The 17,953-nt window shown below is 62.7% G+C and carries 19 protein-coding genes and 2 pseudogenes; 2 read left to right on the forward strand and 19 right to left on the reverse strand.

Annotated features, from left to right (window positions below):
• Window positions 1-72 precede the first annotated feature (72 nt).
• From ccsB to ACWPWO_RS16080, 3 genes are all read right to left on the reverse strand, one after another.
• Window positions 73-1,431, reverse strand: a complete 1,359-nt coding sequence (ccsB, locus tag ACWPWO_RS16070) for a c-type cytochrome biogenesis protein CcsB (protein ID WP_394062749.1) — start codon at window positions 1,429-1,431, stop codon at window positions 73-75.
• 12 nt (window positions 1,432-1,443) lie between these two features.
• Window positions 1,444-3,426, reverse strand: coding sequence for a cytochrome c biogenesis protein ResB (locus tag ACWPWO_RS16075; RefSeq protein WP_454007516.1), 1,983 nt, complete (start codon window positions 3,424-3,426; stop codon window positions 1,444-1,446).
• 426 nt (window positions 3,427-3,852) lie between these two features.
• Window positions 3,853-4,557, reverse strand: coding sequence for a c-type cytochrome (locus ACWPWO_RS16080; protein ID WP_394062751.1), 705 nt, complete (start codon window positions 4,555-4,557; stop codon window positions 3,853-3,855).
• A gap of 157 nt (window positions 4,558-4,714) precedes the next feature.
• On the opposite strand from ACWPWO_RS16080, the gene yihA reads away from it, so the two are divergent.
• Window positions 4,715-5,338, forward strand: a complete 624-nt coding sequence (gene yihA / locus ACWPWO_RS16085) for a ribosome biogenesis GTP-binding protein YihA/YsxC (protein WP_394062753.1) — start codon at window positions 4,715-4,717, stop codon at window positions 5,336-5,338.
• Window positions 5,339-5,354: 16 nt separating this feature from the next.
• Window positions 5,355-6,353 (forward strand): annotated as a pseudogene (gene hemB / locus ACWPWO_RS16090) (porphobilinogen synthase); the annotation flags it as partial.
• A gap of 69 nt (window positions 6,354-6,422) precedes the next feature.
• On the opposite strand, the gene dsbD reads toward hemB, so the two are convergent.
• The 16 genes and pseudogenes from dsbD to rpsE form a co-directional block, all read right to left on the reverse strand.
• The gene (gene dsbD / locus ACWPWO_RS16095; RefSeq protein ID WP_454007416.1) at window positions 6,423-8,339 is read right to left on the reverse strand and encodes a protein-disulfide reductase DsbD; all 1,917 of its coding nucleotides are present in this window, start codon (window positions 8,337-8,339) and stop codon (window positions 6,423-6,425) included.
• Between the two features lie 37 nt (window positions 8,340-8,376).
• Window positions 8,377-8,760 carry a divalent-cation tolerance protein CutA gene (gene cutA / locus ACWPWO_RS16100; RefSeq protein ID WP_394062759.1) on the reverse strand — a complete coding sequence of 128 codons (384 nt, stop codon included), beginning with the start codon at window positions 8,758-8,760 and terminating at the stop codon, window positions 8,377-8,379.
• Window positions 8,761-8,807: 47 nt separating this feature from the next.
• The gene (locus tag ACWPWO_RS16105; RefSeq protein WP_454007417.1) at window positions 8,808-9,782 is read right to left on the reverse strand and encodes an AraC family transcriptional regulator; all 975 of its coding nucleotides are present in this window, start codon (window positions 9,780-9,782) and stop codon (window positions 8,808-8,810) included.
• A 130-nt stretch (window positions 9,783-9,912) separates the two neighbouring features.
• Entirely contained in the window at window positions 9,913-10,461 is a 549-nt protein-coding gene (locus ACWPWO_RS16110) for a flavin reductase family protein (RefSeq protein ID WP_394062763.1), read from the reverse strand.
• Window positions 10,462-10,605: 144 nt separating this feature from the next.
• Complete coding sequence (locus ACWPWO_RS16115; protein ID WP_454007418.1) at window positions 10,606-11,691, reverse strand: LLM class flavin-dependent oxidoreductase; 1,086 nt, start codon at window positions 11,689-11,691, stop codon at window positions 10,606-10,608.
• A 266-nt stretch (window positions 11,692-11,957) separates the two neighbouring features.
• Complete coding sequence (gene rplQ, locus ACWPWO_RS16120; RefSeq protein ID WP_394062767.1) at window positions 11,958-12,344, reverse strand: 50S ribosomal protein L17; 387 nt, start codon at window positions 12,342-12,344, stop codon at window positions 11,958-11,960.
• 147 nt (window positions 12,345-12,491) lie between these two features.
• On the reverse strand, window positions 12,492-13,475 hold the full coding sequence (locus ACWPWO_RS16125) for a DNA-directed RNA polymerase subunit alpha (RefSeq protein WP_454007419.1): 984 nt from the start codon (window positions 13,473-13,475) through the stop codon (window positions 12,492-12,494).
• 153 nt (window positions 13,476-13,628) lie between these two features.
• The gene (rpsD, locus tag ACWPWO_RS16130; RefSeq protein WP_394062770.1) at window positions 13,629-14,252 is read right to left on the reverse strand and encodes a 30S ribosomal protein S4; all 624 of its coding nucleotides are present in this window, start codon (window positions 14,250-14,252) and stop codon (window positions 13,629-13,631) included.
• Between the two features lie 11 nt (window positions 14,253-14,263).
• Entirely contained in the window at window positions 14,264-14,662 is a 399-nt protein-coding gene (rpsK, locus tag ACWPWO_RS16135; protein ID WP_454007420.1) for a 30S ribosomal protein S11, read from the reverse strand.
• A gap of 14 nt (window positions 14,663-14,676) precedes the next feature.
• On the reverse strand, window positions 14,677-15,042 hold the full coding sequence (gene rpsM / locus ACWPWO_RS16140) for a 30S ribosomal protein S13 (RefSeq protein ID WP_394062774.1): 366 nt from the start codon (window positions 15,040-15,042) through the stop codon (window positions 14,677-14,679).
• Window positions 15,043-15,078: 36 nt separating this feature from the next.
• Window positions 15,079-15,192, reverse strand: coding sequence for a 50S ribosomal protein L36 (rpmJ, locus tag ACWPWO_RS16145; RefSeq protein WP_003805360.1), 114 nt, complete (start codon window positions 15,190-15,192; stop codon window positions 15,079-15,081).
• Window positions 15,193-15,224: 32 nt separating this feature from the next.
• Window positions 15,225-15,443 carry a translation initiation factor IF-1 gene (infA, locus tag ACWPWO_RS16150; protein ID WP_003805361.1) on the reverse strand — a complete coding sequence of 73 codons (219 nt, stop codon included), beginning with the start codon at window positions 15,441-15,443 and terminating at the stop codon, window positions 15,225-15,227.
• Window positions 15,444-15,450: 7 nt separating this feature from the next.
• A pseudogene (gene secY, locus ACWPWO_RS16155) lies at window positions 15,451-16,776 on the reverse strand (preprotein translocase subunit SecY).
• Between the two features lie 13 nt (window positions 16,777-16,789).
• A complete protein-coding gene (gene rplO / locus ACWPWO_RS16160; RefSeq protein WP_394062778.1) occupies window positions 16,790-17,230 on the reverse strand; it encodes a 50S ribosomal protein L15 in 441 nt (146 codons plus the stop codon).
• Window positions 17,231-17,241: 11 nt separating this feature from the next.
• Window positions 17,242-17,427, reverse strand: coding sequence for a 50S ribosomal protein L30 (rpmD, locus tag ACWPWO_RS16165; RefSeq protein WP_394062780.1), 186 nt, complete (start codon window positions 17,425-17,427; stop codon window positions 17,242-17,244).
• A gap of 3 nt (window positions 17,428-17,430) precedes the next feature.
• On the reverse strand, window positions 17,431-17,952 hold the full coding sequence (gene rpsE, locus ACWPWO_RS16170) for a 30S ribosomal protein S5 (RefSeq protein ID WP_316990896.1): 522 nt from the start codon (window positions 17,950-17,952) through the stop codon (window positions 17,431-17,433).
• Between the last annotated feature and the right edge of the window lies 1 nt (window position 17,953).

Here is a 17,953-nt window from a genome sequence, read left to right on the forward strand (position 1 = left end):
TGGAGTCATCGTGAAACAAAAAAAAACCGCAACTGAAGTTGCGGGGTTTTTCTTGCGCAATGCCTAGCCGGCCTACAAGGCGCCGTAGGAGTGCAAGCCCGACAGGAACATGTTCACGCCCAGGAAGGCGAAGCTGGTGATCAGCAGGCCGGCCAGCGCCCAATAGGCGGCCATGGTGCCGCGCAGGCCCTTGAGCAGGCGCATGTGCAGCCAGGCGGCGTAGTTCAGCCAGACGATCAGGGCCCAGGTTTCCTTGGGGTCCCATTGCCAATATGTGCCCCAGGCGTCGGCGGCCCACAGCGCGCCCAGCACGGTCGCCACGGTGAAGAAGGCAAAGCCCACGGCGATGGCGCGATACATGATGTCATCCAGCACCTCCAGCGCAGGCAGCTTGCGCGAGATCGGACCGCGGAAATACAGAATGGTGCCCACGATGATGCTGCCCAGGCCGAAATACAGCATCCAGGTCAGGGACAGTTCACGCGAGCCGAAGATCATGGGCTCGGCACAGAGGATGGCGCCCAGCACGAACAAGGGGACCAGCTTGCCGCGCGAGCGGGTTTCGCCGTTTTCCTTGACCAGGTAGGCAAAGCCCACCATGGCGGCCAGCGAGAAGGTGCCGTAGCCGATGAAGTTGGCCGGCACGTGCAGCTTCATCCACCAGCTTTTCAGGGCGGGCACCAGGGGCTGGATCTGGTGCGCGTCGCGCGCGAAGGAATACCACAACAGGAAGATGACCAGCGAGCTGATGGCCAGCAGCACGAAGCCGCCCAGGGCGCGCGTGTTGTAGCGGCGCTCGTAATATAGGTAGAACAGCGCGGTGATCAAGGCCAGCAGCACGAAGACTTCGTACAGGTTGCTGACCGGGATGTGGCCGATGTCCGGACCGAGCAGATGGCCCTCGCGCCAGCGCACCAGCAGTCCCGTGGTGCCGGCGTAGACAGCCGCCCAGGTCAGGCCCGAACCCATCCAGGCGGCCGTGTCGCTGAAGAAACCCACCCAGTACAGCACCGTGGCCAGGACGAACAGGGCGCACATCCAGAGGATGGCGGACTGGGACGACAGCAGGTACTTGAGCAGGAAGACGGAATCGGCCTTCTGGATGTCCCCGTTGATGAGGCCGCCGCCCGTGCTGTAGAGCCAGATGGCCAGCAGGGCCGTCAGGCCGCAGGCCACGGTGATGGTGCGCAGGGGGCGCCAGAGCCAGCCCAGCCAGGCGACGAACGGCACGAAGCCCACCAGGATGATCTTTTCGTAGTAGTCCATGCTGTCGCTGTAGGTATTGAGCGCGTAGGCCGCGCCCGCCGCCAGCAGGACGAAATAAAGTAGGTCGGTCCAGTCGGGACGACCGCGGATGCCGCGGCGATCGCCGCTGGAGGCGATGTTGTCGTGCCACATGGTCGGGGTGGCCGAGGAGAGAGTCTGCGCCATAGCTACACCTTGTCAGACAGAGAGCCGCTTGAACGCCTCCTGGAGGCGGTCAAATTCGAGGTTGAAGTCCAAGTTGCGACGTTGCGACGTCATTGCAGCCATCAGGCTGCTGCCCTGCTCGTGCGGACGTATCCAGACCCACACGCGACGGTCCCGGATGTAGAACATCGAGAACACGCCAATGATGAGAAACAGACACCCCAGGTACACCGTGTACATGCCGGGGCTGCGCGCCACCTGGAAGACACTGGCCTGCACCTGCTCGAAACTGTCCAGCGTCAGCATGACCGGAGCGGGATAGTTGGGAAGATTGGCGAAAGCCAGAACCGCGGACTGGATCCAGCGATTGGCCTCGTTGTTTTCCTGGCTGTAATCCAGTTCGGGCAAGCCTTGCTGCTGCCGCACCAGGTCGCGCAATTCGGTGAGCGTGAGCTGGATCATGGGAACGGCGAAGCTGAGAATGCGTTCGCGTTCCGCCTCGGGCACACGACCAATGATGCCGTCAAAACCCGCGCGCGTAAAGGCCTGGAGCGAGGTCCGGGCGGCGGCCAGCATCAGCTCCTTCTGTTCGGGCGAGGAAGAGTTCCGCTGCGCGAAACGTTCGGCAGCCTTCTCCACCATGGCCGGATCCTGGGTGGCGGCGCGCACGTCCATGAACTCCTTCAGGGAGCGGTTGGCATCGGCCGGCAGGCGCACGTAGCGGAAGGATTCAGCAGGGGAATTGCGCATCCCGGCCAGAAAGACCAGCGTGCCGTCCAGCTCCACGGGCATCATGTAGTTGACGAACTCGCGCGCCTGCCCTTGCTGGTCAATGATGCGGTAGCTGACGCTGGGGCCGACGTTCTTCAAGTGTTCGTTCCTGCTGTTGGCGGCGCTGCCGGTCACGGCGGCCACGTGCTCGATCATGGCCTTGGGCTGGGGATCGCCCTCGGACAGATTCTCCACGTTGATGGGCCGCAATTCGGTGAACTGCACGGTCAGGGGCTGGGCGTCGGGACTTTCCTGGGCCGTGATGACGGCTTTCTCGCCCACGGTGCCCTTCAATTCGAAGGGCTTGCTGCTGGAGCCGGCCAGTGGATAGCCGGCCAGGGTCAGGCGGCTGCCGCCGTCGTCAAAGCCCGACTGGTAGACCGTGACGCCCTTGTAGCGCAGCGGTTCGTTGACCTGGATGGTGCGCTCGAAGGTTTCCCCGGTGGCCGGGTCGGTGACCTCCACTTCGCTCTTGAAGCTGCTGGGCATGCCCGTGGAATAGTATTCGACCAGGAAGCGCTTGAGCTGCAGCGCGAAAGGCACGGGCTGGACCAGCACGCCTTCGCCGGAATTGATCACGGCCGAGGCTGTGCGCGCGCCCTCGGGCACCAGCATATTGGCGCGAAAACTGGGATTGCCCAATGCCAGTCGGCCCGAATCGGGCACCTGGGAGATCAGCATGTTTTCGGTGATGGGCTGTTTGCCGCCCAGCCAGACCTGCAGGCGCACCGGCAGTTCGCTGTCCAGCAGCCCGCCCACGCAGATGACCACGATGGCCAGGTGGGCGAAGATGTAGCCCAGCTTGTTGGCGCTGCCCTTCTTGGCCGCCACCATCATGCTGCCGTCCTCGTCGCGCCTTACCCGCACCGCATAGCCATGAGCCTGCAGCCAGCCCTGCACCTGTTCGCGGCTGTGTTCTGGCGCGCCGGCGCTGTTCAGCTCCACCCGATGCGGAAAGGCCTTCAGGCTGCCGCCGCGCACATGCTCCTTGAAGGCGCGCATGTCGCGGACCATCTTCGGGGCGTTGCGTAAAACGCACAAGGTGGTGGAGACCACCAGAAAGGCCATGATGACCAGGAACCAGCCGCTGTTGTAGACGGACCAGATGGAAAAATGGTCGAACAGCTCGAACCAGTAGGGGCCGAATTGGTCAATATAGGTATTGGCCGGCTGGTTCTGCGCCAGCACCGTGCCGATCAGGCTGGCGACGCAGATGAACATCAGCAGGCTGATGGCAAAACGCATCGAACCCAGCAACTCGAAGAAATCAGCGGCAAAACGGCGCGTGGAAGATACTTTTTTCACAAACGTCTATCTTAAGAAGTGGGCGGATTGAAGAAGCCCCGGCCATGCGGCCGGAGTTGCTTCGCCACGATACAGGGGCGCTTGCGGCGCCGTATCCATGCCGCCTCGCTCAACCTCGCCGTGGACGGCGAAACTGATGCGAAAGCGCGTGGTCACCGGAGACATCCTGACGTTGGATGCGCGAAGCGGGCAAAGGTTCCCCACATGACAAAAGGCAAACGCCAGTACCCGATGCAGGACCGGCAAGCGGGCGCGCCGTTGCGGTCAGAGGGCTGCGGCTCCCTCCCGGAACCTGGGCAGGACCGGGGGACGGCCGGAAGACATGCTCCCGGCGTCAAAAAAGGGGCCGTCGGCCCCCTTTGGCTATTAACGCAGGCCTGCTGCGAAATCGGCTACCGCCGCTATGTCGGCGTCGGACATGCGGTCGGCGATGTCATGCATCATCGGGCCGTTGGCGCGATCGCCGCTGCGGAACAGCTTGAGCTGCTCGGCGATGTAGGAAGCGTGCTGGCCGGCCAGGCGCGGGAACTGGCCGGGCATGCCGGCGCCGTCGGGCGAGTGGCAGGCGGCGCAGGCAGCCACGCCGCGCTCGGGCAGGCCGCCGCGCCAGATCTTCTGGCCGCGCTCCATGGTGTCTTCCTTGGTGGCGTTGGCGGCCTTGTCCCAATCCACGGACTGGGTGGAGAGGTAGAAGGCGACGTCGCGAATTTCGTCTTCGGTCATGCCGCCGGCGATGGCGGTCATCAGGGTATTGGCGCCATCAGGGCCGCGACGGGTCGGCACGGACTTCTCGTCCTTGGCGCGGAAGTCGTGCAGCTGCTTGACGAGGTATTCGTAGGGCTGATGCGCCAGCGACGGATTCGCAGGGATGGTGCTGTTGCCCGCGTCCCCGTGACAGGACACACAGGCCAGCACGCCGCGCGACATCTCCCCCTTGAGGTAGAGCTGCTCGCCCTTGGCGGCATCGGGTTTGGGCAGACCAGCTGCATTTGCCACGTTAGCGGTAAAAACCACAGAGCAAGCCATCGTCAGGCTGCTTGCGACAACGATTCGGGAAAGCGTACGCTTCATTAGGACCTCGACAATCGCGATTCAATCGGGGTGCCGCATGCGCCCCGCAAAACCCGCCGTAGACCGCCGGTAAGATCGGGGGTGTACACGACGTTACTGTTTCAAATCGACAGATTATACAATAGGCGCTGAACCAATATGGAATTACGCTGCAACCATGTCGATACTGCACCGCGCTCAGTTCACGATTTCAGCTGCTCAAATCGATCAGCTGCCCCCTCCGGGTCCTCCGGAGGTCTGCTTCGTGGGGCGCTCCAATGCGGGCAAATCCTCCGCGATCAATGTGCTGACCAATCAGCGCAAGCTGGCCTTCTCCAGTAAGACGCCGGGCCGCACCCGCCTCATCAATCTGTTCGGCATTCCCGATCCGCTCAGCCCCGGCGACTACCTGGGCCATCTGGTCGACCTGCCCGGCTACGGCTTTGCCGCCGTGGCCCGGCGCGAGCGCCAGGACTGGTCGGACGTGCTGGGCGGCTACCTGGTGTCGCGCCCCTCCATCGCCGGCATCGTGCTGCTCATCGACATCCGTCGCGGCGTCACCGAACTGGATCATCGCCTGGCCCGGTGGATCGCACCCACCGGCAAGCCCGTGCTCGCGCTGCTGACCAAGGCGGACAAGCTGCCTTACGGCCAGCGCGTCAAGGCAGTGGCCGAGGTGCGCCGCCAGCTCAAGGAAATCGGCGCCCTGCAAGCCCTGCCCTTTTCTTCCACCGATCGGATCGGCCTGCAAGAAGCGACCGAACACATCGAAAACTGGATTTCTCCGAAGGTCGTTCCATGACTCGTTTTCTCCCCCCGCTGACTTTCCCAATACCCGCCTGCGCCGCAACCGCCGCGACGAATTCTCGCGCCGGCTGGTGCGCGAGAACCGCCTGTCCACCGACGACCTGATCTACCCCGTCTTCGTGCGCGAGGGCGAGAAAGTCCAGGAACAGGTCGGCTCCATGCCCGGCGTGATGCGCTATTCCCCGGACGAGCTCTTGCGCGTGGCCGAACGCTGCCTGGAGCTGGGCATTCCCGTCCTGTCGCTGTTCCCCTCCATCGACCCGTCCCTGAAGACGCCCGACGGCGCCGAAGCGGCCAACCCGGACGGCCTGATCCCGCGCGTGGTGGGCATGCTCAAGCAGCGCTTCCCCGAGCTGGGCGTGCTGACCGACGTGGCCCTGGACCCCTACACCAGCCACGGCCAGGACGGCATCCTGGACGAGCAGGGCCACATCCTGAACGAAGCCACGGTGGACATGCTGATCCGCCAGGCGCTGTCGCAGGCCCGATGCGGCGTGGACATCGTGGCGCCCAGCGACATGATGGACGGGCGCATCGGCTCCATCCGCGCCGCCCTGGACCAGGACCAGTTCATCCACACGCGCATCATGGCCTATTCGGCCAAGTACGCCAGCGCCTTTTACGGCCCGTTCCGCGACGCCGTGGGCTCGGCCGCCAACCTGGGGCGTTCCAACAAGAACACCTACCAGATGGATCCGGCCAACCGCAACGAAGCCCTGCGCGAAGTGGCCGCCGACATCCGTGAAGGCGCGGACATGGTCATGGTCAAGCCCGGCCTGCCTTATCTGGACATCCTGCGCGACGTGAAGGACGCGTTCGGCATGCCCACCTACGCCTACCAGGTCAGCGGCGAATACGCGATGATCAAGGCCGCCGCCCAGAACGGCTGGCTGGATCACGACAAGGTCATGATGGAGTCCCTGCTGGCCTTCAAGCGCGCCGGCGGCGACGGCATCCTGACCTATTTCGCCATCGAGGCGGCCACGCTGCTGCGCCAGCAGAACGCCTGACCCGCACTTGGCGGACAAAAAAACGCAGCTCCCGGGCTGCGTTTTTTGTTGCGCCCGGGCGCGGCGCGCCTAGCCGGCGGCCAACACCTGGTCCAGCACCTTGCCAAAGCGCTGCGCGTCCTGGAAACCGATGACGCGATGGGCGTCCAGGTACTGGCCCTTGGAGTCGAAGAACATGATGCCGGGAGGGCCGAACAGGCGGAACTGCTTGAGCAGCGCCCGATCGTCGGCATTGTTGGCCGTGACGTCGGCCTGCAGCAGCTCGAACTGCGCCATGCGCTGCGCCACCGCCGGATCGCTGAAGGTGAAGTTCTCCATTTCGATGCAGGACACGCACCAGTCGGCATAGAAATCCAGCATGACGGGCCGCGTGGCCTGGGCCAGGCGCTGCTCCAGCTCCGCCAAGGTCTTGATCCGCTGGAATTCGACCTTGCCGGCAACCGGCGCGGCCACGCCCGCGTTCTTCAACCCGTCCAGCGGCCGGATCACGCTGGGGCGGCCCAGCGCCACGCTGATCAGCATCAGCGCAGCCCAGCCGGCCAGCAGGACTCCCAGACCCTGACGCAAGGCCGACCAGGCCGTCAGCGGCGCGGCGCCGCGCCCGAAGGCGCCCAGCAAGGCCGCGGCCCACAGGGCCAGCACGATCCAGCCCAGCACGGCAACGGAAGAAACCATCAGGGGCGAGACCATCCACCATGCCGTGGCCAGCAGCAAGACGCCAAATGCCGTCTTGACGCTGTTCATCCAGGCGCCGGCCTTGGGCAGCAGACGTCCGGACCCCGCGCCCACCGCCAGCAGCAGCACGCCCGAGCCCCAGGCCAGGGCGAACAGGGCCGAGCCGCCCAGCACGACGTCGCCCGTCTGGGAGATGAACAGCAGCACGCCGGCCAGCGGCGCGGCCACGCAGGGGCCGACGATCAGCGCGGACAGCATGCCCATCAGGAAAACCCCGCCGAAACGTCCGCCGGGCAGGCGGTTGACCTTGTCGTTCAGGCGGCTCTGCAGACCAGAAGGCGCCTGGAAAGTGAAGACGTCCAGCATGGACAGGGCCAGCACCACCAGGATGAGCGCGAACAGGCCCAGCACCCAGGGCTTCTGGAGCCAGGCGGCCAGGCCCGCGCCCACCAGCCCCGCGGCCACGCCCAGCAGCGTATAGACCAGGGACAGGCCCAGCACGAAGGCGAACGCCATGGCCAGCCCGTGCCAGCGCGAGGACGCCGTTTCGCGCCGCCCCGCGATGATGGACAGCAGGATGGGCACCATGGGCAGCACGCAGGGCGTGAACGACAGCAACAGGCCGAACACGAAGCTGAGCAGCACCACCTGGCCCCAGCCGGCCTGCTTCAGGTAGTCCGCCAGGCCCACGTCGCTCAGATTCAGGGCGGAGGCCACGCCGCCGGCCGAAGGCTGGGCGCTGGCGGCGGCCGCCTGGCGGGCGGACTGGCCGGGCGGAGGAACGCTGAGCACGCCGAACGGGCCCGCGACCTCGAAGCCCTGCGCAGTCGGAATCAATGTCAGGGTCTGGGTCGACGGCGAATAGCACAGGCCGGCGTCCGCGCAGCCCTGGCTGACCACGTCCACCTGCAGCTCGCCGCCGGCCGAGCTGTCGGCCAGGATGGGCACGCGCACCGTCACCGACTGGCGATAGACCTCCATGACTTCATCGAAATTGGGGTCATAGACTTTCTCGCCGTCCGGCAGCCGGGGCGCGCCCAGATGGGAGGGGTCCGCGCTCGTGAACTCGAAGCGCTTGCGATACATGTAATAGCCGGGCGCGATCTGGAAGTGCACATCGAGCTGGTCCGGCGCGCTCATGGCGGCGGTCAGGACGAAGGCCTGCTCGGGGTCCAGGAACTCTTCCTCGGCCCGGGCCTGCGGCGACCAGGCGGCCAGCCAGCCGGCCAGCACGAACAGAAGAAGGAAAAACACGGCGCCAAGACGCGGCGCGGGCAATTGGCGAGGGGTCTGGTTCAGCAACAACGACACGAATCGGTCCCGGATCTTGAAGGCATGCACAAACGGATCAGGCCGCGCGCGTCTGCGCGCGCACCCAGTCCAGATATGCCGTGAAACCACCGGCTACCGGAAGGACGATCAATTCCGGCAGGTCGTAAGGGTGCTGGGCACGCAGGCGATCTGCCAGTTCCGGAAGCCGGGCGACTGTGGTCTTGAAAGTCAGGGTGATTTCCTCGTCGCCCTGCAGCTCTCCTTGCCACATGTACATGGACAAGCCGATCGGCGCAAGGTTCGCGCAGGCGACGATTCCGTCCTCGACCAGTTGATGCGCCATGTACTTGGCCAGCATCAGGTCGGGCACGGTGGTCTGCGCCAGCACGACATGCTGCGGCTCCAGGCCGGCCAGGGACAGGGACAGATCGTGTTCCGGGGAAGCGGGGGTGTCGGACATGCGAGCTCCTAAGCGAGAGCCCCTAGTGTAGCGCGCGCTCGTGGCGTTCAGCTGGCCCGGCCCGCAGCGCGTCGGCCGGCCAGGGTATCGGAGGGGCGTTCGCCGTAACAGCGCCGATAGTCGGCGGAGAATTGACCCAGGTGCGTGAAACCGCAGGCCAGCGCCACGTCCGTGACGGATGCGCCGCCCTGCAGCAGTTGGCTGCGCGCCGCCTCCAGCCGCATCTGCTTGAGGCGCGCCATGGGCGAGACGCCTAGATGGTCCCGGAAGCCCGCGTACAGGCTGCGCACGCTGACTCCCGCCGCCTGCGCGATGTCGACGATGCCGATCGCCTGGCCCGCATGGCCCTGCATGAATTCCAGGGCGCGCCGCAGCACATGCGGCAGCGCCACCTCGGCGCGATGCCCGGCCTGGTTGTGGGCGTGCAGTTCGAACAGGGCGTAGGCCAGGGTCTGCTCGAACTGGCGCACCTGGCGGGGCTGGTCGAACAGCGCGCCCTCCGACACCTCCGCGAACTGCCAGTCCAGAAGGCGGCGCAAGCTGGCGCCGCCCGGTTCGTCCAGCGGAATGGAAGGTTGGAATTCCAGCGCGCCGCGCGGCTCCTGGCCGAAATAATCGCGGTAATGGCGCTCCAGTCCCCGGCGGCCTATGCGCACGAACAGCTTGTCGGCTTCCAGGCTGTGCTCCATGCTGAAGGGCTGCGTCGGGCTGATGATGGACGCCAGACGAGAAGTCGAGGCGAAGCGGCCGTGCGCCGTCTGTATCTGCTCCTGGCCGCACAGCGGTATCTGCAGCAGATAGAAATCGTCCAGGGGCTGGGGCTCGATGCGCACCTGCGCCCCATAGCGCAGGCGTCCGTAGGCCACGTCCTGTCCCTGGCGCAGGAACAGGCGCGCATCCAGGCCGCGGCAGCCATCGGCCAGCGTCAATCTGTGCGGGCAGAACACCTGGGAGATATGCTGCTGAACGCGCTCCACATCCTGCGAATGCAGCTGGGCATAGCGTTTCAGTAAAGAGGTCATGAGCGAAGCGATGGGCGAAAAAAAGGCCGTGCCCATCTTGGCACAGCCTTGCGCAGCGCAACATCGAGACTATCCCTAGGCCCTGCCGGCAAGCGGGCAAGACCGTGCGGACAGGCCTGAGCCGATATGCCTACTGGTCCTGGAAGCGACCGAAACGGCCCTGCCAGTACAGCAGCGGCGAGTCCTGGACTTGCTCGGCGTGGTGCACCTGCAGCACCCGGCCCAGCACCAGGGCGTGACTGTGGCGCTCGACGATCTCCACGACCTGGCAGGCCAGCGCGGCCGGGGCCTGGCGCGCCAGCCAGACACCATGCTCGGTGCGCAGCCAGTCATGGCCCGCATAGCGCGCCTCGCCCTGCTCGCCTTTGAAACCGGCGAACTGCAGCGCCAGGCCCGCCTGCTCGGCGCCCAGGATATTGACGCCGAACAGACCGCTGTCGCGCAGCAGCGGCCAGGACGAGGAGCTCTGGTTGACGCACACCAGCACTTCCGCCGGGTCGGCCGCCACCGACGTCACCGAGGTGGCGGTCAAACCACTGCGCCGGCCCTCGTGTTCCACAGTGATGACGTTGGCGGTGCCGCCCAGGTGACGCATGGCCTGCTTGAACTGCTCCGCCGAGACGACGGGAGTGCGCAGCGCTTCTTCAATCTGTATGGGAGGAGCCAATTCAACAGGCATGATTCACCTTATCTGTTCCAGGCACGCAAGCTCCGGCCCAGGACCGGAGCTTGCCCGCCGCGATTCAGTGGCGCCTTCGCGCCGTATCAATCCAGCCCGGCGCGGCCTCGCCGTTCAAGGCAAGGCCTGCACACAGGCGCGTGGTCAACGGATGCCGCGCTGCCGGAGCAAGGGCAGCACAGTATCACGGAAGTACGGAAACTCTTGCACATAGTCGACAAACGACAGGGTTGTTCCCCGGAAGCCCGCCCGGTGCAGGGCGCAAAGGCCGTCGGCCACCTGCTCGGGCGTGCCCACCAGCGGGAAGCCGCCATGGCCGGCCGCCATGCGCTCGCGGATCTGGGCCAGCAGTTCATGCGGGAAGGAATGCGCGTGGGCGAACTGCAGGCGCATCAGATTGTCCACGGCGCCTTCATCGGTGTTGTCCAGGATGCGCTGCCATTCAGCCTTGGCCTCGGCCTCGGTCGGACGGCAGACCACATGCGAGAAGGTCATGACGTCCACCTTGCGGCCCTGCGCGCGGCCCTGGGCCTTGAGCTCGGCCACTTCCTTGGCCGAGCGATCCAGCTCCATGGCCGGCGTGAACAGGAAATTGGCGTTGCGGCTGGCGAACTCGCGGCCCTGCCCCGATCCGGCCGCATTGAAGATGGGCGGATCGAACTCGGGGCGCGGATTGCCATAGACGCCCTTGGCCTTGAAATACTGCCCGTTCCAGTCGAAGCGGCCTTCGTGGTGCCAGATCTTCTTGATCAGGTCGAACCATTCCTGGGCATAGCCATAGCGGGTTTCGTGGTCGTCGGGCAGGTCCAGGCCCAGGGCGTCGTACTCGGGCTTGTTCCAGCCTGCCACGATGTTCAGGCCCACGCGGTTGCCGCTCATCTGGGCCATGGTGGCGATCTGCTTGGCCAGCACGACGGGATGATTGGCGACCGTATGGACCGTGGCGAACACGCTGATATTGCGCGTATTGGCCAGCAATGCCGTCGCCCAGGTCACGGTTTCCAGCACATAGCCATGGAAATCGGTCTGGCCGCCGTAGCCGATCCAGCGGGCGATGGGCAGCATGAAATCGATGCCGGCCTCATCCAGCAGACGGCCAAGCTTCAGGTTGTTTTCCCAGGTGGCCTGCCAGCGGTCGGGCAAGGTGGACACCGTCATGCCGCCGCCGCAATTGGTGGCGAAGGTGCCGAGCAGAAATTTGTCGTGTGTGAGCAATGTGTTCTGTGCCATGGCAGGTCTCCCGATAGTCATTGTCCTGATGCAGGCCGCCACGCTGGCGGGCCCGGCATGGAGCAGATTTTAGGAAGGCCGGCAGACGCTCACTATCCGAGAAGTGCAGGCTTTATCGAATGCCTGCAATTATTTGAATTGTAAAATGTTTCGCCCCGTGGCTCTTAGTAAAAACCCTTATATGGCAATTACTTGGAGTAATTAAAACCATAAAAAAACGGGCCCCGAAGGGCCCGTTTCAAGCTCATTGCCGAAAAAAGCGGCGCTTATTCAGCGGCGGCTTCTTCCTGGGCTTCTGGACGGTCGACCAGCTCCATGAAAGCCATGGGAGCATTGTCGCCCTGACGGAAACCCATTTTCAGGATGCGGGTGTAACCACCGTTGCGCTCCTGGAAGCGAGGGCCGATGACGTCGAACAGCTTGGTCACGGCGTCGCGATCGCGCAGACGGGCAAACGCCAGACGACGGTTGGCCACGGTTGGGTTCTTGGCCAGGGTGATCAGGGGCTCGACCACGCGGCGCAGCTCTTTGGCCTTGGGCAGGGTGGTTTTGATGGCTTCGTGGGTCAGCAGGGAGACGGACATGTTGCGGAACATGGCCAGACGGTGGCTGCTGGTACGATTCAGTTTACGAAGACCGTGACGGTGACGCATGATGATTTCCTAATGAATGAATCTAATTGGCGCGCCGCACATGCGGCACGCGTAAACCCGGTTCTTCTATCAGCAAGGCTGCGGACCGGATGGACAACACAGGACAATAGCACACTTTTGGGCGCGCCATCGTCCTGTTTTTACTGCTTAGGGACGTTCCAGACCCAGTGGAGGCCAGTTCTCGAGCTTCATGCCCAGGGTCAGGCCGCGCGCGGCCAGAACTTCCTTGATCTCGTTCAGGGACTTGCGGCCCAGGTTCGGAGTCTTGAGCAGTTCGTTTTCGGTGCGCTGGATCAGATCGCCGATGTAGTAGATATTTTCGGCTTTCAGGCAGTTGGCCGAACGAACCGTCAGTTCCAGATCGTCCACGGGACGCAGCAGGACGGGATCGATCTGCGGCGCGCCGCGTACAGGCGCTTCGTAGGCATCGCCCACGCCTTCCAGGGCGGCAAACACGGAGATCTGGTCCATCAGGATGCGGGCGGACTGGCGCACGGCTTCCTCGGGCGAGATCACGCCGTTGGTTTCGATGTCCAGGACCAGCTTGTCCAGGTCGGTGCGCTGTTCCACACGGGCGTTCTCGACCGCGTAGCTCACGCGACGCACGGGGCTGTAGGACGCGTCCAGCACGATGCGGCCAATGGTGTGGGTGCGATCATCAGCCAGGGCGCGCACGTTGCCGGGCACATAGCCGCGGCCTTGCTCGACCTTGATCTGCATTTCCAGCTTGCCATCGTCGGTCAGCGTGGCGATGACATGATTGGGATTGATGATCTCGACATCGTGCGGCAGCTCGATGTCGCTGGCCAGAACCTGGCCGGCGCCTTCCTTGCGCAGGATCAGGCTGACTTCTTCACGGCTGTGCAGCTTGAAGACCACGCCCTTGAGGTTGAGCAGAATGTCGACCACGTCTTCGCCAACGCCGGGCAACGTGGAGTATTCGTGCACCACGCCGGTGATCTGCACTTCGGTGGGTGCGTAGCCGGTCATGGAGGACAGCAGGATACGGCGCAGTGCGTTGCCCAGCGTGTGGCCGTAGCCGCGCTCGAAGGGCTCCATGATCACCTTGGCGTGATTCTTGCTGATGGGTTCAACTTCAATGGAACGGGGTTTCAAAAAACCTTGAGACATTCGATTTCCTTTTCAATACCCTCGGCTCGTTACACCGATAAGGCTGACGGAAACTGGCCTAAGCCAGCGAGGAAGTATCGCAAAGCCCACTTGCCGAAGAATCGGGAAGTGGGCTTGCTTTGCTGAACTGTTGGAGCCTTGTTCGCGGAAAAATTAACGCGAGTACAACTCGACAACCAGCGATTCGTTGATGTCGTGAGCGACATCCGCGCGATCGGGGGCTTGCTTGAAGACGCCGGACAGCTTGCTGGCGTCGACTTCGACCCACTGTGGCAGACCATTGCTGGTGGCCAGTTCCAGGGATTCCTTGATGCGGGACTGGGACTTGGCCTTTTCGCGGACGGCAACCACGTCGCCGGCCTTGATCAGCATGGAAGCGATGTCAGCGGTGTGGCCGTTGACTTCGATGGCGCGGTGGTTCACCAGCTGGCGAGCTTCTGCACGCGTGGAGCCGAAGCCCATGCGGTAGACGACGTTGTCCAGGCGGGATTCCAGCAGCTGGATCAGCGTCTCACCGGTGTTGCCACGACGGCGGTCGGCTTCGACGTAGTACTTGCGGAACTGCTTTTCCAGCACGCCGTACATGCGCTTGAGCTTTTGCTTTTCGCGCAGCTGCAGGCCGAAGTCAGACGTGCGGGCACCGGAGGTGCGGCCGTGCTGACCAGGACGCGATTCCAGCTTGCACTTGGAATCGAGCGAGCGGCGGGCGCTCTTCAGAAACAGATCGGTACCCTCGCGGCGCGAGAGTTTGCATTTTGGTCCAATATAACGAGCCACGTAGCTTCCCCTTAGATGCGACGACGCTTGGGCGGACGGCAGCCGTTATGTGGAATCGGCGTGATGTCTGCAATGCTGGTGATCTTGATACCCAGAGCATTCAGAGCGCGCACAGACGATTCACGGCCTGGGCCGGGGCCCTTGATGCGAACTTCCAGATTTTTGATGCCGTATTCCATGGCAGTGCGGCCGGCTGTTTCAGCGGCAGCGTGCGCGGCGAACGGCGTGGATTTGCGCGAGCCCTTGAAGCCCGCGCCACCCGACGTAGCCCAGGACAAAGCATTGCCCTGACGGTCAGTGATCGTGATGATCGTGTTGTTGAAAGAAGCGTGGACGTGTGCAATACCGTCCGACACGCTCTTTTTGACTTTCTTGCGTGCGCGAGAAGCGCTGCTAGAAGCTTTGGCCATCTTCTATTCCTCGATTATTTCTTCAGGGACGCGGCGGCACGACGCGGACCTTTACGGGTACGGGCGTTGGTGCGAGTACGTTGGCCGCGCACCGGCAGACCGCGGCGGTGGCGCATGCCGCGGTAAGTTCCCAAGTCAGCCAGACGCTTGATCGAGAGCTGGACTTCACGACGCAGGTCACCTTCGACGGTGAACTGGCCGATCTGTTCACGGATGCGCTCGAGCTCTGCGTCGGTCAGATCCTTGACTTTCTTGGAGTATTCGATACCCGAAGCTTCGCAAATCTTGCGAGCGCGGGTGCGACCAATGCCGAAAATCGCGGTAAGACCGATTTCGGCGTGTTGATGCGGCGGGATGTTAATGCCGGCAATACGGGCCATGGTTATTCCTTGTTAAATCGGTTGCGTTTCGGCGAATTAGCCTTGACGCTGCTTATGACGTGGATCGGTGCAGATGACACGCACCACGCCATGACGTTTAATGATTTTGCAGTTGCGGCAGATCCGCTTTACCGATGCCATTACCTTCATGGTTTGACTCCTAGTTTCCTGTAACCGGCCGCTTATTTGGAGCGGAACACAATTCGTGCGCGGGACAGATCATAGGGCGTGAGCTCCACAGTGACCTTGTCGCCCGGCAGAATCCGGATATAGTGCATACGCATCTTGCCTGAAATGTATCCGAGCACTACGTGACCATTTTCCAGCTTGACGCGAAAAGTTGCGTTGGGCAGATTTTCAAGAACCTGCCCCTGCATTTGAATGACGTCGTCCTTTGCCATTTTCACATTACCGCATAGGCAGGCTCGAGCCTTTGAAGTTAGCCTTCTTGAGCAGCGAGTCGTATTGTTGGGACATGACATAGGCCTGGGCCTGCGCCATGAAGTCCATGGTTACTACAACAATGATCAGCAAGGATGTGCCGCCGAAGTAGAACGGTACATTCCAGCGCATTTGCAGGAACTCTGGAACCAAACATACCAGGGTGATGTAGATCGCACCGGCCAGGGTCAGACGCATCAGGATCTTGTCGATGTAACGCGCTGTCTGGTCGCCGGGACGGATGCCTGGGACGAAGGCTCCGCTCTTTTTCAGGTTGTCTGCGGTTTCACGGCTGTTGAACACCAGGGCCGTGTAGAAAAAGCAGAAAACGATGATCAGCGCGGAGAACAGAGTGATGTAAAGCGGCTGACGAGGCGACAAAGCGGCTTCGATTTCACGCAGCCAGCCCAGGCCGGGCGAGCTGGAAAACCAGTTGGCAATCGTCGCTGGCAGCAGAATGATGGACGAGGCGAAGATCGGAGGGATCACGCCTGCCATGTTCAGCTTGAGCGGCAAATGCGAGCTTTGACCACCATAGATACGGTTACCTACCTGACGCTTGGCGTAGTTGACCGTAATACGACGCTGACCACGCTCGACAAAGACGACGAAGTACGTGACGGCGGCTACCAAAACCAGGATAAACAGGGACGACAGAATCGACACGGAATCCGTACGCACCAGATCCAGCATGCCGCCCAGTGCATTAGGCAGGCCTGCTACGATACCGGCGAAGATCAGGATGGAAATACCATTGCCCAGGCCTCGTTCAGTGATCTGCTCGCCCAGCCACATGACGAACATGGTGCCGGTTACCAGCGTAACCACTGTAGTAAAGCGGAACAGCATGCCGGGGTCGATGACCAATCCGGGCTGCGATTCGAGAGCGATGGAAATCCCGACTCCCTGGAACAGTGCCAGAAACACGGTTCCGTAACGGGTGTATTGCTTGATCTTGCGACGACCAGACTCACCCTCTTTCTTGATCGCTTCCAGCGTGGGCACCACAGCGGTCATCAATTGCATGATGCTGGGCGCAGAGATGTAGGTCTTGATTCACAGAGCGAACACCGAGAATCGCTCCAGAGCACCACCGGAGAACATGTTAAACAAACCCAGAATACCACTCTGGTTTTGAGTGAACAGTTCGGACAAGGCATCAGGATTGATGCCTGGTACCGGAATGTGCGTACCCAAGCGGTAGACAACCAGGGCGAGCAACAGGAAAACGAGACGACGTTTCAAATCGCCGTAGCGCGGACCCGATTTACTCTGTGCCTGAGCTTTTGCCACCGTGACCCCTTCTTTATTCCAGCGAGCCGCCGGCTGCTTCGATCGCGGCGCGGGCGCCGGCCGTTGCATTAATGCCTTTCAGCGCAACTTTACGGGAAAGTTCACCAGACTTGATGACTTTGGCGTAACGCACCATTTGGCCAACCACGCCGGCCTGCTTCAGGGCCTGGACGTCGATGACTTCGACATCCAGCTTCTGCAGTTCGGACAGACGCACTTCTGCGTACAGGTGGCCGTCCAGGGTGGTGAAACCACGCTTGGGCAGACGACGCTGCAAAGGCATTTGACCGCCTTCGAAACCGACTTTGTGGAAACCGCCGGCACGGGATTTCTGGCCTTTGTGGCCACGGCCGCCGGTTTTACCCAAGCCGGAACCCACGCCGCGGCCTACGCGGCGAGCAGCGTGCTTGGCGCCGGCGGCGGGCTTGAGCTTGTTCAATTGCAATTCAGACATCCCGATTCCTTTCAGGCTTCCGAGACCGTAACCAGATAATCCACCTTGCGGATCATCCCACGAACCTCAGGAGTATCAACCAATACACGGCTGGAGTTGACTCGGCGCAGACCCAGGCCGCGCACGGTGTCGCGGTGGCTTTGCTTAGTGCCGATGATCGAACGCACCAGCGTTACTTTGATTTGTTTCTGTGCCATGACTTACCCCAGAATTTCTTCGACCGTCTTGCCGCGCTTGGCAGCAATGTCAGCCGGTGTCGAGCAGGCACGCAGACCGTTCAATGTAGCGCGAACCATGTTGTAAGGGTTGCTGGAACCCAGGCTCTTGGCCACGACGTTGCGTACGCCCATCACTTCGAAGATAGCGCGCATTGGGCCGCCGGCGATCACGCCGGTACCTTCGGCCGCGGGCGAGATCAGAACGGTGGAGGCACCGTGCTTGCCAACGACGGTGTGGTGCAGCGTGCCGTTCTTCAGAGGCACCTTGATCAGACCGCGGCGGGCCTGTTCCATGGCTTTCTGAACGGCCACGGGCACTTCGCGTGCCTTGCCCTTGCCCATGCCGATGCGACCATCGCCGTCACCGACCACGGCCAGCGATGCAAAGCTCATGGTGCGACCGCCCTTGACCACTTTGCTGACGCGGTTGACCGCGATCATTTTTTCTTTCAGGCCATCATCGCGCTCTTGCTCTGGAGCCTGTCTGCCTTGTGCTTTAGCCATT

The organism is Alcaligenes sp. Marseille-Q7550, assembly GCF_965112015.1.

Coding starts and splice junctions, on each gene's coding strand:
- rplQ (WP_394062767.1), bottom strand. CDS start 12,344: ATGCGTCACCGTCACGGTCTTCGTAAACTGAATCGTACCAGCAGCCAC.
- ACWPWO_RS16115 (WP_454007418.1), bottom strand. CDS start 11,691: ATGGCACAGAACACATTGCTCACACACGACAAATTTCTGCTCGGCACC.
- ACWPWO_RS16125 (WP_454007419.1), bottom strand. CDS start 13,475: ATGTCTCAAGGTTTTTTGAAACCCCGTTCCATTGAAGTTGAACCCATC.
- cutA (WP_394062759.1), bottom strand. CDS start 8,760: ATGTCCGACACCCCCGCTTCCCCGGAACACGATCTGTCCCTGTCCCTG.
- rpmJ (WP_003805360.1), bottom strand. CDS start 15,192: ATGAAGGTAATGGCATCGGTAAAGCGGATCTGCCGCAACTGCAAAATC.
- ACWPWO_RS16105 (WP_454007417.1), bottom strand. CDS start 9,782: ATGACCTCTTTACTGAAACGCTATGCCCAGCTGCATTCGCAGGATGTG.
- ACWPWO_RS16080 (WP_394062751.1), bottom strand. CDS start 4,557: ATGAAGCGTACGCTTTCCCGAATCGTTGTCGCAAGCAGCCTGACGATG.
- rplO (WP_394062778.1), bottom strand. CDS start 17,230: ATGTCTGAATTGCAATTGAACAAGCTCAAGCCCGCCGCCGGCGCCAAG.
- infA (WP_003805361.1), bottom strand. CDS start 15,443: ATGGCAAAGGACGACGTCATTCAAATGCAGGGGCAGGTTCTTGAAAAT.
- rpsE (WP_316990896.1), bottom strand. CDS start 17,952: ATGGCTAAAGCACAAGGCAGACAGGCTCCAGAGCAAGAGCGCGATGAT.
- rpsK (WP_454007420.1), bottom strand. CDS start 14,662: ATGGCCAAAGCTTCTAGCAGCGCTTCTCGCGCACGCAAGAAAGTCAAA.
- yihA (WP_394062753.1), top strand. CDS start 4,715: ATGTCGATACTGCACCGCGCTCAGTTCACGATTTCAGCTGCTCAAATC.
- ccsB (WP_394062749.1), bottom strand. CDS start 1,431: ATGGCGCAGACTCTCTCCTCGGCCACCCCGACCATGTGGCACGACAAC.
- rpmD (WP_394062780.1), bottom strand. CDS start 17,427: ATGGCACAGAAACAAATCAAAGTAACGCTGGTGCGTTCGATCATCGGC.
- ACWPWO_RS16110 (WP_394062763.1), bottom strand. CDS start 10,461: ATGCCTGTTGAATTGGCTCCTCCCATACAGATTGAAGAAGCGCTGCGC.
- rpsM (WP_394062774.1), bottom strand. CDS start 15,042: ATGGCCCGTATTGCCGGCATTAACATCCCGCCGCATCAACACGCCGAA.
- ACWPWO_RS16075 (WP_454007516.1), bottom strand. CDS start 3,426: ATGCGTTTTGCCATCAGCCTGCTGATGTTCATCTGCGTCGCCAGCCTG.